Below are 14,837 nucleotides of genomic sequence, written 5' to 3'. Positions count from 1 at the left end.
ATCCACCGACCTGGCATACCTCTGCGCGACATCCCTTACCTCTGCACGAAAATAACTTTCACCTCGTTTGAATGTCACGCCTCGAAATGATTTAAGAGTTTCACAATCCATTCGACGTGACCCTTTCGAGGAGTACCGCATGACCCTGTCCTTCGGCTATTGGCTGTTGGTGTATGCCGCCATCGCCATCATTGCCCTGATCGTTCTGATCGCCCGTTACCGACTCAATCCGTTCATTGTCATTACCCTGGTCTCCATCGGCCTCGCGCTGCTGGCGGGCATGCCAGCGTCCGGGGTGGTCGGCGCTTACGAGGCCGGGGTTGGCAAAACCCTGGGGCACATTGCCCTGGTGGTGGCGCTGGGCACGATGCTCGGCAAGATGATGGCCGAGTCCGGCGGTGCCGAGCAGGTGGCGCGGACCTTGATCGACCGTTTTGGCGAGAAGAACGCGCACTGGGCGATGGTTTGCATCGCCTTTCTGGTCGGGCTGCCGCTGTTCTTCGAGGTCGGTTTTGTATTGCTGGTGCCGATCGCCTTTACCGTGGCCCGGCGGGTTGGCGTGTCGATCTTGATGGTCGGTTTACCGATGGTCGCTGGCTTGTCGGTGGTGCATGCGCTGGTGCCGCCGCACCCGGCCGCGATGCTGGCGGTGCAGGTGTATGGGGCGTCGGTCGGACAGACCTTGATGTACGCGATTCTGATCGGCATTCCGACCGCAATCATCGCAGGTCCCTTGTACGCCAAGTTCATCGTGCCGCGCATTCAACTGCCGGCGGAAAACCCGCTGGAACGCCAGTTCCTCGACCGCGAACCGCGCGACAGCCTGCCGGGTTTCGGCATCACCATGGCGACCATTCTGTTGCCGGTGGTGCTGATGCTGATCGGTGGCTGGGCCAACCTGATTTCCACGCCGGGCAGCGGTTTCAACCAGTTCCTGCTGTTCATCGGCAACTCGGTGATCGCGCTGCTGCTGGCGACGTTGCTGAGTTTCTGGACCCTCGGCATCGCCCAAGGCTTCAGCCGCGAATCGATCCTCAAGTTCACCAACGAATGCCTGGCGCCGACCGCCAGCATCACCTTGCTGGTCGGCGCCGGCGGTGGCTTGAACCGGATCCTGGTGGACGCCGGGGTCACCGATCAGATCGTCAGCCTGGCCGATGAATTTCACCTGTCGCCGCTGATCATGGGCTGGCTGTTTGCGGCGTTGATGAGGATCGCCACCGGTTCCGCCACCGTGGCCATGACCACCGCGTCAGGCATCGTCGCGCCGGTGGCCATCGGTCTGGGGTATCCGCACCCCGAGTTGCTGGTGCTGGCGACCGGCGCCGGGTCGGTGATTTTTTCCCACGTCAACGACGGCGGCTTCTGGTTGATCAAGGAATACTTCAACATGACCGTTGCCCAGACCTTCAAGACCTGGACGGTGCTTGAAACCATTATTTCGGTGGTGGCTTTCGCGCTGACCGTGGGTCTTTCTTACCTGATCTAACCGGAGCCGCCTGCCATGGACATCCTCTACCAGATCCGCGCCCGCCAGGATTCCTTCAGCGCCGGTGAAGGACGCATCGCGCGGCTGATGCTCAACGACGTCGGCTTTGCCTCCGCCGCCAGCCTCGATGAGCTGGCGCAGAGGGCGGAGGTCAGCACCGCCACGCTGTCGCGGTTTGCCCGCACGGTGGGCTGTCGCGACCTGCGTGATCTGCGCCTGCAACTGGCCCAGGCCAGCGGCGTCGGCAGCCGCTTCCTTGACCCGGCGGGGACGCCGGATCAGTCGGCGTTCTATGGGCAGATCGTCGGCGATATCGAGTCGACCCTGCGTCAGCATCTGTCGGCGTTCGACGAGTCGCGGTTCGCCGATGCCGTGAAACTGCTGGGCAAGGCGCGGATGATTCATGCATTCGGCCTGGGCGGTTGTTCAACCTTGTGCAGCGATGAGCTGCAAGTGCGGCTGGTGCGATTTGGCTACCCGATTGCGGCGTGCCACGACCCGGTGATGATGCGCGTCACCGCCGCCAGCCTTGATGCCGAACGCGCGGTCATTGCCTGCTCGCTGACCGGCATCACCCCCGAACTCATCGACGCCGTCGAACTGGCCCGCAACTACGGTGCACGGATTATCGCCATCACCCGGGCCGACTCACCGCTGGCGCAATTGGCCGATGTGCTGCTGCCGCTGCAAGGCGTCGAAACCTCGTTTATCTACAAACCGACGGCGGCGCGCTACGGCATGCTGCTGGCCATCGACGTGCTTGCCACCGAGCTCGCGCTGGCCAACCCTGAAGACAATCAAGAACGTCTGCGGCGGATCAAACTCGCCCTGGACGATTACCGCGGCGGCGACGATCGTTTGCCGCTGGGAGACTGACATGATGTACGACACGCTGATCCGCAACGCTTTGGTCATCGATGGCAGCAACAGCCCCGGTTACCCCGCCGATGTGGCGATTCAGAACGGCCGCATCGCGCGCATCGGCGACTTGCATGAGGCGACCGCCCGCGAGGAAATCGACGCTGCCGGCCGCGTGCTGGCGCCGGGTTTTATCGACGTGCACACCCATGACGACACGGTGGTGATCCGCCAGCCGCAGATGCTGCCCAAACTCAGCCAGGGCGTGACCACGGTGATTGTCGGCAACTGCGGGATCAGCGCGTCACCGGTGAGCCTGCGTGGCGATCCGCCCGATCCGATGAACCTGCTCGGCACCTCGGCAGCCTTCGCTTATCCGACGTTCAGCGCTTACCGCGCAGCGGTCGAAGCGGCGAACACTACGCTGAACGTCGCCGCGCTGGTGGGCCACACCGCGTTGCGCAGCAACCATCTCGACGACCTATTTCGCACCGCCACGCCTGATGAAATCAGCGCGATGCGCGAGCAGTTGCGTGAAAGTCTTGAGGCGGGCGCCTTGGGGTTATCCACCGGTCTGGCCTACGCCAGCGCGTTCTCGGCGTCCACCGACGAAGTGATGCAACTGACTGAAGAGCTGACGGCGTTCGGCGCCGTGTACACCACCCATTTGCGCAGTGAATTCGAACCGGTGCTGGAGGCGATGGACGAGGCGTTCCAGATCGGCCGGCATGCGAACTCCCCGGTGATCATTTCCCACCTCAAATGCGCGGGGGCCGGTAACTGGGGGCGCAGTCCGCAATTGCTGGCCTCGCTTGAGGAAGCGGCGAAAACTCACCCGGTGGGCTGCGATTGTTATCCCTACGCGGCGAGTTCTTCGACCCTGGACCTCAAGCAAGTCACCGACGCCCATCGCATCACCATCACCTGGTCCACGCCACACCCGGAATTGGGCGGCCGCGACTTGATGGACATCGCCGCCGAATGGAGCGTGCCGTTGCTTGATGCTGCACGCCGTCTGCAACCGGCCGGCGCGGTGTACTACGGCATGGACGAGGCCGATGTGCGAAAAATCCTTGCCCATCCCTTGTCGATGGTGGGGTCCGACGGATTGCCGGAAGATCCGTTCCCGCATCCGCGCTTGTGGGGCGCTTTCCCACGTGTGCTTGGACATTTCAGTCGCGACGTCGGCCTGTTTCCGCTGCATACCGCCGTACACAAAATGACCGGATTGTCGGCGGCGCGTTTCGGCTTGAAGCAAAGGGGTGAGATTCGTGAAGGGCATTGGGCGGACCTGGTGTTGTTCGATCCGCTGAGCATTCGCGACGTGGCGGACTTCAGTGACCCGCAACAGGCGGCCGAGGGGATTGAAGGTGTATGGGTCAACGGCGTGTTGAGTTACAGCGATGGCCAGGCGAACGGGAAACGGGAAGGGCGGTTTCTGGCGCGGGAAGGGGATTTGCGTGACGGGTTTCAGTAGTGATTCCGAGAAATACGTCACAGTGATGGCACATTGCGATTAAAGAATGTCAGCGCCAAGCCGAAGCGCTGACATCCAGCCCAACTTCAACGGGTGTCTTTTCAGTCAGGGAGCAACCCAATGAGCTTCGGCAAAACCACCCCGATCCTGCGGATTTTCGACGAGGCCAAGGCATTGGAATTCTACGTCGACTTTCTGGGATTCACCGTCGACTGGCAGCATCGCTTCGAGCCGAATTCCCCGCTGTACCTGCAAGTCTCCCGTGGCGAATGCGTGCTGCACCTGTCCGAGCACCATGGCGACGGCACGCCGGGTTCGGCCCTGCGCATCGAGACCGATGAGCTCGAGGCCTTCCAGCAGCAACTGCTGGCGAAGGCGTATCCGTTTTCGCACCCGCAGATCCAGGCCATGCCCTGGGGAAGCCAGGACATGACCATTAGTGATCCGTTCGGCAACCGGTTGGTGTTTACCAACGCGATCTGCCTGTAAAAAGCTTCATCAGTTCCTCCAAATCACCCGTGAGCGTTACGGACGGATAAACGCTCCGTAAAAATGACGAAGCCCTTTATTTAAAGGGCTTCTGCGGGGCTGGAGAGCGGCGGTGCTTTAAACCCTGAAGTGACTGACCATCATCTGCAACTGATTCCCCAACCGCGCCAGCTCAACACTGGACTTGGCCGTTTCATCGCTGGCGGCGGCGGTTTGCTCCGACACGTCGCGCACGTTGATGATGCTGCGGCTGATTTCTTCGGCCACGGCGCTTTGTTGCTCGGCGGCGGCAGCGATCTGCTGGTTCATCGACTGGATGTTGGACACCGTGCGGGTGATGTTTTCCAGCGACGTGCCAGCCTTGCGGGTCAGGGCCACGCTGCTGTCGGTCAGGGCGCGGCTGTTGTTCATCACGGTCGACACTTGTTGGGTGCCATTCTGCAGACCGGCCACCAGGCCTTCGATTTCCTCGGTGGACTTCTGTGTGCGCTGGGCCAGGCCACGGACTTCGTCGGCAACCACCGCAAAACCACGACCGGCTTCACCGGCGCGCGCGGCTTCAATGGCGGCGTTGAGGGCCAGCAGGTTGGTCTGTTCGGCGACGGCCTTGATCACGTCCATGACGCTGCCGATCTTGTCGCTTTCCTGTTGCAGCACACTCATGGCTTCGGTGGAGCGCGCCACTTCAGTGGCCAGGCGTTCGATCTGGGCGATGGCTTCGTTGACCACTTTATCGCCTTCGCGGGCTTCACCATCAGCGGCGGCTGCGGCCTGGGAGGCTTCTTCGGCATTGCGCGCGACTTCCTGCACGGTGGCCGTCATCTCGTGCATGGCGGTGGCCACTTGATCGGTTTCGATCTTCTGGCTGTTGACGCCGGCACTGGTTTGCTCGGTGACGGCGGACAGTTCCTCGGCAGCGCTGGCGATCTGGGTCACACCGTCGCGGATGCCGCTGATCAAGTCACGCAGGGTCACGCCCATGCGTGCGATGCCTTGCTGCAACACGCCGAGTTCATCGCGGCGCGTCACTTTGACGTCTTGGGACAGGTCGCCGCTGGCGATGCGTTCGACCACGGCCAGGGTGTCGCGTAGCGGGCCGGTGATCTGACGGGTGATGATCACGGCTGCAATGATGCCCACCAGCAATGCCAGCAATGTGCTGATCAACTGCAGTGTGCGCGCCTGGGCGCTTTCGGCGTCGCGACGGTCGAGCTGGATCTGATACAGCTGCTCGCTCAGGGTCACGATGGCGGCGCCCTGGTCGGTCATTTCCTTGCGCGCCTGCACGGCATCGCTGTTGGCGGTTTTATAGGCGATCAACGCGCTGCGGTAATTGCCCAGTGCGGTTTCCAGCTGACGCAGGGCATCTTGCTGGGTCTCGGCGAAATGCACGTTCAGCGGCTTCAGGCTGGCAATTGCTGAATCCAGTTGGGCGACGGCTTTTTGCTCGGTCTCGGCATTGGTGGTGGCGGTGTAGCCGCGCACTTCGTAGCGGGCCAGGATGAATGCTTCCTTGGCGGTGGTGACGGCCTGGAATTGTTCGAAACGCTGGTCACTCAGGGGCATTTGTTGCACGCGGGTGCTGATGGCGTCGATTAGCGTGCTGGCTGTTTCAGCATTGGCGGCCATGGTGTCGCGGGCGCTGTTGCCGGTGCGGTAGGCGCTGCGCATTTTGTTCAGCGACGTCTTGTAAGCGTCGATGTAAGTGCCTTGCTCTTTGAGCAGCTTGAGGTTTTCCGGGCTCTTGAACTTCGACAACAGCGATTGTTGCTGAGCGGAAAAGGCGTCAAGGGTGGTCTGTACGTTCTGAGCGGCGGTTTCGTCGCCGTTGGTCAGCATGTATTGCAGGCGAACCACACGAAGCTTGGTCAAGCCGGAGTTGAGCTGGGTGATGTCGCTCATCCAGTTGCTGCGGTCAATCAACCCGCCCAGGCTCGTCCAGCCGGTCAGGGCCAGTACGCAGGTCAGTGCCAGGACCAGGCCGAACCCCAGGCCCAGTTTCATGTTCACGCTGATGTTGCCGAACCAGCTATTCATCAAATTCCTCCAGGAACGTTGCGCTTTCGATCGTCAGTTGGCTGGAAGATTGTTGTTTTTTTAGGTGCCAGCAAGGGTGTGTAGCAGGCCTGTATCGGCAGCAATCGCGAGAGCTGAAAGGTTTTTGTCGGACTGATTCTGTAACAAGGTTTTTGTGAGCGGCTTAAGCTTTTTTTCACATGGGTTTCACCGGCTGCCGACGCGCGCCTCTCTACCCTCGCGGCTTCGAATAACAATGGTGCATGCCGGCGAGGCGGCTTGATGTGGAATTGAGACTGAGTCTGTTCGGGATAAAACGCTCAATTAACCTGAGCTGTTTGACCCGCCATCGAAACACCGTAGTGGTGCTGGCCTCGGCGCTGCTGGTCACTCCATTGATCGTATGGCTGTTGCAGCCGGCCGCTGTGCCTGACCTGGCCCATGGCAATGTGGCCGGCGCACGAACGTTGGCCACCGAATGGGCCAAAGGCGACGTCATCGTGCTGGTCCGCCATGTCGAGCGCTGCGATCACTCGAAAGCCGCGTGCCTGAGTGGCAACGATGGCATTACCGATCGCTCGCGCAGCGTCGCGGTCAGTGTCGGTGCGCGGTTCGAACAGTTGGGGTTGGACAAGACCGATATCTACAACAGTCCGATGATGCGCACGTCACAGACGGCCGGCTACATGTTCAACAAGGTCGGTGTGGGCGAGGACTGGCTGGTGAGCTGCAAGGGCACGATGCTGCGCGATGCCCTGGCGCACAAAGTGGCGGGTCGCAATTTGATCCTGGTGACCCACAGCGAATGCATGGCGCAACTTGAAAAAGACCTCAAGGTGTCGACCTCCACGCTCGGTTATGGCGCTTCATTGTTTATTTCCGCCAGAAAACCTCTGACACCGAAAATGCTCGGCTTCATTGAAGCCTCTGACTGGCGTTCGGTGACCACCGAATGAAATTTTCCTCTGTATCAGGACAGACGATGCTGACTTCTTCCCGCAACCGCTTTTACTGGGCGAACTTCGGTATCCCGTTGGCCTGCGCGGCCTTGGTTTTCCTGATGTTCGACATGACCCGGATCGACATCGCCTTCAGTAATCTTCTGTTTGATCCGGTCGCTCAGATCTTCCCGCTCGACAAGGTTCACTTCTTCGAAAAGCTCACCCACAAGTGGGCGCGCATCATTCCGAACTGGACCGCCGAGATTGCCTTGATCGGTGCGATGCTGTCGTTTGTCTGGCCGCTGATCAACACTTCAAAGCATCCTCGCCTCGGTGGTTTTCTGGAGCGGAGCAAGGCGGCATCGGTGTTGCGATTTGCCAACGAACATCGTCGGGATTTTCTGTTCGTCGTCTTCGCATTTGCCATCTGCACCGGCGTGATCCATTTCCTCAAGGCGCACACCAGCGTGTACTGCCCGATCGAAACAACCCTCTACGGTGGGAAATTGCCCCACGTGGAGTGGTACAACAACTTCCAGCTGTTCAGGGAGGCCGGTGATGGCCGTTGCTGGCCGGGTGGCCATGCTTCCGGCGGTTTTACCATGCTCGCGCTGTATTTCGTGGCTCGCCGCTACCGCTGGCGCTACTCCAAGGCGCTGATGTACGGAGCGTTGCTGCTCGGTTTCGTCTATGGCACGACACGTGTCCTGCAAGGCTGGCACTACATGTCCCACACCTTTTGGGCCGGGATCTTCGTGTGGCTGGCCTGTTTGCTGACGGCGTTGCCATTTTACGGACGAGCGCTGCTGGAGATGCCGGTGCTGCAAAAGGCTGAAGCGCCGCACGCCGAGCCGCTTATTGGTTCACAAAGTAGTAAGCCTGACGCCCCACCTTCATGCTCTTGAGCACTTTCAACGGCGCGGCCGGTTCGATTTCACCAGACATGACCGCCACGTTGGTGGGTGAGGCCGCCAGAAACTCATGCAGTTGCGCCTCGGTGTTCAGGCCCTTGAGCACTTGTCGGGTGTAGAACACGCTGGCACCGCCCACCCGTTCGTTGGCCTGGAACAGGGCGATGTGTTGCCCGTTGGCCTGCATCGTCTGGATCTGTGCAGTCAACGGCAGGAAGGACAGTTTGCGGTCCGCATGGGGCAGCGCCCATTGAGCGGCGGCCAGGTAGCTGCCAATCACCAACGCGATCACGCCAACGGCTGCGCCGCGTCGATGCCGTGCGATGTGCCCCAAAAGGTTCGAGGCCCCTTCGCGCATCTTCAGCCGCTCGAACAGAACGCCCGCATACTCCGCCGCAATCACCGCCGCCGCAGGCGTCATCGACATGAGATACACCGTGCGCTTGCTCGACGCCAATGTCAGCATCACAAACTGCGCCACGATCCACAGGGTGAAAAACAGCAAGTAACGATTGGCCATCAGGCGTTTGCGAAAATGCCACAGCCCCAGGTACACCAGAATATTCCACGGCAGAAACGCCTGGGGCAACTTGGCCAGGTAGTAGTAGTACGGTTCGTAATGCCCGGCCTCGACGAAGGATCCACTGAAGCGCCCGACACTGTTGGTCAGCAGCACTTCCCCCACGGCCTGCGCGCCACCATGCTGGTACAGCACGGCGAGCCAAATCATCAGCGGGATCAATCCAGCCAGTGTCAGTAAACCGGGACGCAACCAGTCGTGGATTTTCAGGCGCCTGTCCATCAAGGTCTCGGCCAGCAGATAGGCGAAAATCACCACGCCCGGCATCGCCAGGCCTAGGACGCCTTTGCTCAGTGTGGCGATAGCGATTCCCGAGGCGAACAGCAGCGCGTTGCCGGGCGTCGATTGACGTTGCCCCTGAAAGAACGCCAGCAACGCCAGGGTCACGCCGAGGGCGAGCAACGCGTCTTCACCGACGCCGCGCACGTTGCTCCAATAACTGGCCATGGTTGCCAGAAAGATTCCCGCCGTCCAGGCAATCGCCTTGGACCGGCCGATCCGCCGCAGCATCGCGTACAACAGCATCACGCTGAACAGCCCGGCGAACGCCGAGGCCAGTCGCACCGCCCACGGCGTGCCGCCAAATGCACGGATGGCGCCGGCATCGAGCCACAAGCTCAAAGGTGGTTTTTCCAGAAACGGTTCGCCGAACAAACGGGGCGTCACCCAGTCGTTGTCCAAGTGCATCTGCATGGCGATCCCGGCCACCCGGGCCTCGGTGGACCCTTGCAGTTGATGATTGCCCAAGGCAAAGAAAAACAGCAGGGCGGCCAGCAGGAACAGTGAAGTGGCGGGACGCGACATAGGCTTCTGGCTACCGAGCAGGTGGACCGGGAAGCCCGAGCATACGGTGCGAATGCTTAATGAATTGTGAACGGCCGCGAAATATTACGAGAGGCGCCTGGACCAGCGCTGTTCCGGGGTTTCAAAGCGATCATTGATCAACGCGGTCAACACGTGATCCTGCCAGCGCCCGGCGATACTCAGGTAGGCCTTGGCGTAGCCTTCACGTTCAAATCCCAGACGTTCCAGCAGCCGCGCGCTGCGTTCGTTGCCGGGGATGTAATTGGCCATGATCCGGTGCAGTTTCTGCTCATCGAACATGTAGCCGATGCCTGCTTCCAGTGCTTCCTGCATTAAGCCTTGGCCCTGACGGGATTCGTCGATGTGGTAACCGAGATAACACGCCTGAAACGCTCCGCGAGTGATGCCGCTGAAATTGCAGGCGCCGATCATCTGGCCGTTGTCCGGGTCCAGTAGCGCGAAATGCACCGCCAGGCCAGCCTCGAATGCACTGGCTTGCACCTCAAGGCGCGGACGAATGTTTTCAGGGCTGTGGTAGTCGGAAGGGCGAATCGGCGACCACCGGGCAAGGTGCCTTTGGTTGCGCCGGTAGAAATCGCTTTCCAGCGCCGCCTGTTCGGGGGCGAGCACCGCCAGCGTCAAGCGTTTGCAGGGCAGGGACAACAACGGCATAGGGCGCTCCGGTTCGGGGGGATCGTCGCGCAAGCATTACGCGACCAGCGGAAAAACTCTGCAGGCCGTTATCATCGATGCTGTACAGGCGCAATTCATCGGAATGGGCGCTGGCCTGTACCTTGACCACCGCCATGATGCCAACAAGCGGCTCTGCACTTCGATGTAGCGCTGGACAATGATTGCATCGGTGAGAAACGCCGTGCCGTAAGGGCTGAAACGCAGGTCGGTGCAGCGGTCTTCCAGTTCCGAGGTCAGCAACACACTGACACTGACACCGATGCTCGTCAGTGCGGTGACGAAAACTCCGGCAAACCTCCGCCCAGCACCACGTCCAGTCCTGGCACGCCGGTGGCAGACATCGAGGGTACACCCAATAAGGTGGTTGGGCGTGATTGGCGACAGTTCCAGAGGAGACACTGGGTGACACCGACCGCTGCTGGTTGATCAAAAGGCAAAAAAAAGCCCGCGGGAGGGCGGGCAAACCGTAGTTTCTTGAATGAGCGGGAGCACTGTACCGGTTGGGGGTGGGTGGTGGGGTGAAGAAAAGTTCATGTGTGGATGGACCGCGTTACCCGCTTAGGGCAAATGATCTGCCGCAAAGTCTGCCTCGGAGCGAGCTTGTAACCGGCCCTTGCGGCAGGCCTGCTGGAATCGCTCAAAGTCTTGCTCATTCTGCGTTGCATAACTTTTCGCATACTTGAACAGCGCGCCGGCCAGCGCATCGCTCTTGCCGATGTAACCGCTGATCTGCGCGGCCTGCCCGGACGATTTGGCATGCGCGCGAGCGAGGGCTCGACCACAGACGCGACCATACGCGGCGAAGGTGTCCGCATCGAACGTCTCGAGTTCGGCCGAGATTTTCATGTCGCGCAATTGCCGCACGTAGAAGTGTCGACCGCTGGGGCCGGTGGTCCAACCGAGAAACAGGTCACTGGCCGATTGCATCAATCGTTGACCCTCAACCACCCGCTGACCGTTATGCCGCACTGTTGATTTCGTCTTCACGTAATCGGCCAGCACCGAGCGCCGTGCTTCCTTGAATTGCAGGAACAGCGGGAATTCCTGATCGTCGGTCAGCAAGACCACCAGACAACGGGTGCCAACACTGCCGACCCCCACCACTTTGAACGCCATGTCCTGGGCGTGAAAACGTGAAAACAACGCCCGTCGGTCAGCCTGCAGCGTGCTGGGATACTCGCGCATGAAGGCGTCGTAGATTGGCCGCCAATCCGAGTGGCGTAGCCAGTCATCATCGGCATCCAGCAATGTGGTGTTTTTGTGCAAGTGGAAAATTTCCGGCAGGTCATCGCGAATGATCAGACGACCATGGGCGTCACGTTCGCTGATTTTCGGCAGTAGCTCGGCGTGGGATCGGCCCTCGGCCTTTTCGATGGCACGCTCTATATGCTCCAGCGTTTTTTTGTTCGCCTGCTTGCGCAAGTCGTCGTAACGGATGGACTCGTACCAGGTTTCCAGCGAGCTTTGTTCGGCGCACTCGAGCATGGTTTCCTGATAAGCGCTGACCACTTCGCGGCAGACCGTCTCTTCGATCGTTTCGCCATGACGCAGATCGCGGGCGGCCACTACGATACTCGCCACCAGCCGTTTAACGTCCCACTCCCAAGGGCCGGGATGGACCTCGTCGAAGTCGTGGACGCCGAACAACAGATTGCGTTCGGGCGTGGCGAACCCGCCGAAATTCATCAGGTGGCAATCGCCGCAGATCGGTGAGGTCAGTCCCATGGTTGGCGTTGCGGCGAGGTCGTGAGCCTGCAACAGCGCGTTGCCGCGATAGAAGGTGAAGGGGGAAACGAGCATTCGACCGTAGCGTAATTCGACCAGGGATTTGATCCGGCCCTCGCTGGACGCTTTGATAAGCGGGAGTGGGTCGCGGCTCATTTTTCCCGTTGACGCTTGAGTATTGCGGGGGCAGTTCTTGCGCGCATCCTTGCCTTGCTTCAAGCGGTCTTTGAGGGTGGTCATGGGGGCTCGTTTGATGGGGGCGTATGCGGATTGAGTGTAGAAGGCCTTTGCCGGATCACCCGTAGTTTGGGCAGCGGCTAATCTATCCTTCAGAGACCTGTTCGATGTGGCGGCCCGGAAACAAGGAGGCCTGTGCTTTCCCTGCTGATTTCACTGCTGTTGGCCTTCCTTATCGGTTGGGTATCCCAGCGCATGGGCATGTGCCTGGTCAATGCCACCGGGTTGTTGCTCAGACGCCGGCCGACACTGTTTGTGTCGCTCATCTCTTGCGGTCTGTTCGGCCTGTTACTGGCACCGTTTTACCGGCTGTTTGGCATCAGTCAGCCGTTGTTCGTTCCTGACGTCGGCTACGTGTCGCTGGTCGGGGGCGGGTTGCTGTTCGGCATCGCCTCGGTGCTCAACGACGGTTGCAGCGTCGGCACCCTCACCAAACTCGCCAGCGGCAACCTCAGCAAAGCCTTCACGATTGTTGGCTGGGTGGTGGGGATCGTCCTCTGGTATCACCTGAACATGCTGACCGAACACAAAACCCTGCAAATGCCGACGATCTCCAGCCACCAATACTGGCTGACCATCGGCATCGTGCTGATGGCATTACTCTTCCTGATCCGCGTTCACGGCGACAAACACCTGGTGCTGTCCAGCATGCTCCTGGGCGCTTTGACCAGCGCCCTCTACACCTTCGAACCGCTGTGGACCCCGAGCGTGTTCTTTTACGACCTCTCGCAAATGTTCTGGGCCTCGGGCGACGGCTCACTGACCAGCCAGCGCGTCGCGGTGTTCGTCATGCTCATGGTGGGGATGCTCAGCTACACGTTGCATCGACGGACGTTCAGCTATCAGCGGTTTGAATGGCGGGCCGCGGGGAAGCATTTACTGGCGGGGGTGCTGATGGGGATTGGTGCGTCGATGATGCTGGGTGGAAATGATTCGCAGATTTTGCTGGTGTTTCCGACGATGACTTGGGTGGGCGCGGTGCCGTTGGGGGCGATTGTGGTGGGGATATTGGTGGGGATTGGGGTGAGGCGGGTGAGGGGGCGGATTCGTGAGACTAGAAGTTGAGTTGGCTTTAATGTGCCGTATACAATACATTTGTCTTTCAATGTTGCGGTAACGACACATGGATTATGCTCTGCTAATTTCCCGTCTCGGCAACCAAATACGCGAAAAGCGTATGAATCGTGGCCTGACGCAAGCTCAGCTTGCCGAGCTCGCAGGACTGACACGATACAAAATCATTGCCGTAGAGAAGGGGACCCTTTCTGTAGGAATGATCGCCTATGCGCGGATGCTGGCAGCGCTGGATTGCGAATTAGCGGTCATTCCGGCAGCTATGCCGACGCTTGAAGAGCTTGGGGGGCTGTTCGAATGAAAATGACTTCTCTTAAAGTCAGCACGCCAGAGGGGAGCAGCGGCAGCATCCTCACCAGTGCTGAGGATTTCCTGTTTCGCTATGACGAAGATGCATTGCCCCCCATGGCAATCAGTTTGTCGATGCCTGTACGCCCCGACGAGTTTCGCCGCCGAGACCTGCACCCGATTTTCCAGATGAACCTGCCGGAAGGTTATGTCCTGGAACAACTACGTAATCGCCTGGCTAAAACCGTCAACGTCGATCCGATGCTGTTGTTGGCACTGTCTGGTAGCAGTTCGCCAATCGGTCGGGTTCAGGTGCATTCCGAAACGGTCGATTCTTTGCTTGCCGGACAGCAGTTTCCCGGGGAAAGGCTCGATGAGATTCTGACGTGGGACGGTGCCGAAGATATCTTCGCTGACCTGCTCGATCGTTACATCCTGCGGGCGGGCATTTCGGGTGTTCAACCTAAAGTGTTAGTGCCTGAACAGCAGGAAACGGCCTTGCCGCGAGTCACCTCGAAAACCTCGGACTTGATCATCAAAAGTGGTCGAGAGGAGTTTCCAGGCCTGGCGATCAACGAGTTCCTTTGCATGTCCATTGCCAAGGAAGCAGGTATTCCCGTTCCGGAGTTTTTCCTGTCCGATAATGCACAGCTGTTTGTCATGCGGCGCTTTGACCGAGACGATCAGCAAAACCCGATCGGTTTCGAAGACATGGCTGCGTTGATGGGGCTTTCGGCCGATCAGAAATACAGCAAAAGTTACGCGGCAATCGCCAAGGCGGTACGGCTGTTCTGCCCCGCTAAACATCAGCGAACTTCCCTTGATCAACTGTTCGATAGCGTCGCATTGAGCTGCATCGTCGGAAACGGTGATGCTCACCTGAAGAATTTTGGCTTGCTCTACTCGGAACCTACGCAACGCGATGCGTGCCTGGCACCGGCTTACGACATCGTCAACACCACGGCCTATATCCCCGAGGATGTATTGGCGCTGGATCTGGCGGGTAACAAGTCTTTGTTCGCCTCCCGGCAAGGGTTGCTGGAGTTTGCACATACATGTGAGATCGAACGGCCAAAGGAGCGTATTCAGAACTTGCTTACTGCACTCGAAGTGGTGCTTGAACGTTACCCGCAGCATCGGGAGCGAGCACCTCATGTTGTCAGTGCCATTCAACAAGCGGCTGCGCCATTTGCGCTGACGTTCGGGTAATGCTTGTTTTGGGTTACGGCCGAAAAAAGAATATTGGCTTTTTCAA

13 protein-coding genes and 2 pseudogenes are annotated in these 14,837 nt (G+C 59.6%); 9 read left to right on the top strand and 6 right to left on the bottom strand.

The window, feature by feature from the left end; genetic code table 11:
• Nucleotides 1-139: 139 nt before the first annotated feature.
• From BLU63_RS06230 to BLU63_RS06215, 4 genes are all read left to right on the top strand, one after another.
• The gene (locus BLU63_RS06230; RefSeq protein ID WP_010463705.1) at nucleotides 140-1,489 is read left to right on the top strand and encodes a GntT/GntP/DsdX family permease; all 1,350 of its coding nucleotides are present in this window, start codon (nucleotides 140-142) and stop codon (nucleotides 1,487-1,489) included.
• 15 nt (nucleotides 1,490-1,504) lie between these two features.
• Nucleotides 1,505-2,365: a MurR/RpiR family transcriptional regulator gene (locus BLU63_RS06225; protein WP_077747344.1), complete on the top strand. Its 861-nt coding sequence runs from the start codon at nucleotides 1,505-1,507 to the stop codon at nucleotides 2,363-2,365.
• A gap of 1 nt (nucleotide 2,366) precedes the next feature.
• The gene (locus BLU63_RS06220; RefSeq protein WP_083375096.1) at nucleotides 2,367-3,824 is read left to right on the top strand and encodes an N-acyl-D-amino-acid deacylase family protein; all 1,458 of its coding nucleotides are present in this window, start codon (nucleotides 2,367-2,369) and stop codon (nucleotides 3,822-3,824) included.
• Nucleotides 3,825-3,944: 120 nt separating this feature from the next.
• Entirely contained in the window at nucleotides 3,945-4,313 is a 369-nt protein-coding gene (locus BLU63_RS06215; RefSeq protein WP_083375095.1) for a glyoxalase superfamily protein, read from the top strand.
• Nucleotides 4,314-4,430: 117 nt separating this feature from the next.
• Here the strand turns inward: BLU63_RS06215 and BLU63_RS33705 are convergent, their stop codons facing one another.
• Complete coding sequence (locus BLU63_RS33705; protein WP_408003734.1) at nucleotides 4,431-5,144, bottom strand: methyl-accepting chemotaxis protein; 714 nt, start codon at nucleotides 5,142-5,144, stop codon at nucleotides 4,431-4,433.
• 144 nt (nucleotides 5,145-5,288) lie between these two features.
• Nucleotides 5,289-6,215: pseudogene (locus BLU63_RS33700) on the bottom strand (methyl-accepting chemotaxis protein); the annotation flags it as partial.
• A 398-nt stretch (nucleotides 6,216-6,613) separates the two neighbouring features.
• Between BLU63_RS33700 and pmrG the strand changes: the two are divergent.
• Nucleotides 6,614-7,285: a lipopolysaccharide core heptose(II)-phosphate phosphatase PmrG gene (pmrG, locus tag BLU63_RS06205; protein ID WP_083375093.1), complete on the top strand. Its 672-nt coding sequence runs from the start codon at nucleotides 6,614-6,616 to the stop codon at nucleotides 7,283-7,285.
• Nucleotides 7,286-7,311: 26 nt separating this feature from the next.
• The gene (locus BLU63_RS06200; RefSeq protein ID WP_083375092.1) at nucleotides 7,312-8,175 is read left to right on the top strand and encodes a phosphatase PAP2 family protein; all 864 of its coding nucleotides are present in this window, start codon (nucleotides 7,312-7,314) and stop codon (nucleotides 8,173-8,175) included.
• Here the strand turns inward: BLU63_RS06200 and BLU63_RS06195 are convergent.
• The 4 genes and pseudogenes from BLU63_RS06195 to BLU63_RS06180 form a co-directional block, all read right to left on the bottom strand.
• On the bottom strand, nucleotides 8,126-9,565 hold the full coding sequence (locus tag BLU63_RS06195; RefSeq protein ID WP_083375091.1) for an ArnT family glycosyltransferase: 1,440 nt from the start codon (nucleotides 9,563-9,565) through the stop codon (nucleotides 8,126-8,128). The two genes, BLU63_RS06200 and BLU63_RS06195, sit on opposite strands and share 50 nt — an antisense overlap.
• Before the next feature lie 84 nt (nucleotides 9,566-9,649).
• Nucleotides 9,650-10,237: a ribosomal protein S5-alanine N-acetyltransferase gene (gene rimJ, locus BLU63_RS06190; protein WP_010463690.1), complete on the bottom strand. Its 588-nt coding sequence runs from the start codon at nucleotides 10,235-10,237 to the stop codon at nucleotides 9,650-9,652.
• 58 nt (nucleotides 10,238-10,295) lie between these two features.
• Nucleotides 10,296-10,540 (bottom strand): annotated as a pseudogene (locus BLU63_RS33270) (ATPase domain-containing protein); the annotation flags it as partial.
• A gap of 276 nt (nucleotides 10,541-10,816) precedes the next feature.
• A complete protein-coding gene (locus tag BLU63_RS06180) occupies nucleotides 10,817-12,223 on the bottom strand; it encodes a DUF2252 domain-containing protein (protein WP_083375090.1) in 1,407 nt (468 codons plus the stop codon).
• Nucleotides 12,224-12,355: 132 nt separating this feature from the next.
• Between BLU63_RS06180 and BLU63_RS06175 the strand changes: the two genes are divergently transcribed.
• Genes BLU63_RS06175 through BLU63_RS06165 form a run of 3 tightly spaced genes read left to right on the top strand, consistent with a single transcriptional unit; the run spans nucleotide 12,356 to nucleotide 14,791 of the window.
• On the top strand, nucleotides 12,356-13,285 hold the full coding sequence (locus tag BLU63_RS06175; RefSeq protein WP_010463686.1) for a YeeE/YedE thiosulfate transporter family protein: 930 nt from the start codon (nucleotides 12,356-12,358) through the stop codon (nucleotides 13,283-13,285).
• 58 nt (nucleotides 13,286-13,343) lie between these two features.
• A complete protein-coding gene (locus tag BLU63_RS06170; RefSeq protein WP_010463684.1) occupies nucleotides 13,344-13,595 on the top strand; it encodes a helix-turn-helix domain-containing protein in 252 nt (83 codons plus the stop codon).
• Entirely contained in the window at nucleotides 13,592-14,791 is a 1,200-nt protein-coding gene (locus BLU63_RS06165; RefSeq protein WP_010463682.1) for a type II toxin-antitoxin system HipA family toxin, read from the top strand. The genes BLU63_RS06170 and BLU63_RS06165 overlap by 4 nt, the downstream gene beginning before the upstream one ends.
• Nucleotides 14,792-14,837 lie beyond the last annotated feature (46 nt).

It is taken from the genome of Pseudomonas mandelii (genome assembly GCF_900106065.1).
Lineage (GTDB): Bacteria > Pseudomonadota > Gammaproteobacteria > Pseudomonadales > Pseudomonadaceae > Aquipseudomonas > Aquipseudomonas mandelii.
The sequence above is the reverse complement of the archived record's forward strand: the minus strand, read 5'-3'. Positions and strand labels throughout refer to the sequence as shown.

What these genes read in the sequence shown, in the direction of transcription:
- BLU63_RS06230 (WP_010463705.1), top strand. Translation starts at nt 140, where the DNA reads ATGACCCTGTCCTTCGGCTATTGGCTGTTGGTGTATGCCGCCATCGCC.
- BLU63_RS06225 (WP_077747344.1), top strand. Translation starts at nt 1,505, where the DNA reads ATGGACATCCTCTACCAGATCCGCGCCCGCCAGGATTCCTTCAGCGCC.
- BLU63_RS06220 (WP_083375096.1), top strand. Translation starts at nt 2,367, where the DNA reads ATGATGTACGACACGCTGATCCGCAACGCTTTGGTCATCGATGGCAGC.
- BLU63_RS06215 (WP_083375095.1), top strand. Translation starts at nt 3,945, where the DNA reads ATGAGCTTCGGCAAAACCACCCCGATCCTGCGGATTTTCGACGAGGCC.
- BLU63_RS33705 (WP_408003734.1), bottom strand. Translation starts at nt 5,144, where the DNA reads ATGCACGAGATGACGGCCACCGTGCAGGAAGTCGCGCGCAATGCCGAA.
- BLU63_RS06200 (WP_083375092.1), top strand. Translation starts at nt 7,312, where the DNA reads ATGCTGACTTCTTCCCGCAACCGCTTTTACTGGGCGAACTTCGGTATC.
- BLU63_RS06195 (WP_083375091.1), bottom strand. Translation starts at nt 9,565, where the DNA reads ATGTCGCGTCCCGCCACTTCACTGTTCCTGCTGGCCGCCCTGCTGTTT.
- rimJ (WP_010463690.1), bottom strand. Translation starts at nt 10,237, where the DNA reads ATGCCGTTGTTGTCCCTGCCCTGCAAACGCTTGACGCTGGCGGTGCTC.
- BLU63_RS06180 (WP_083375090.1), bottom strand. Translation starts at nt 12,223, where the DNA reads ATGACCACCCTCAAAGACCGCTTGAAGCAAGGCAAGGATGCGCGCAAG.
- BLU63_RS06170 (WP_010463684.1), top strand. Translation starts at nt 13,344, where the DNA reads ATGGATTATGCTCTGCTAATTTCCCGTCTCGGCAACCAAATACGCGAA.
- BLU63_RS06165 (WP_010463682.1), top strand. Translation starts at nt 13,592, where the DNA reads ATGAAAATGACTTCTCTTAAAGTCAGCACGCCAGAGGGGAGCAGCGGC.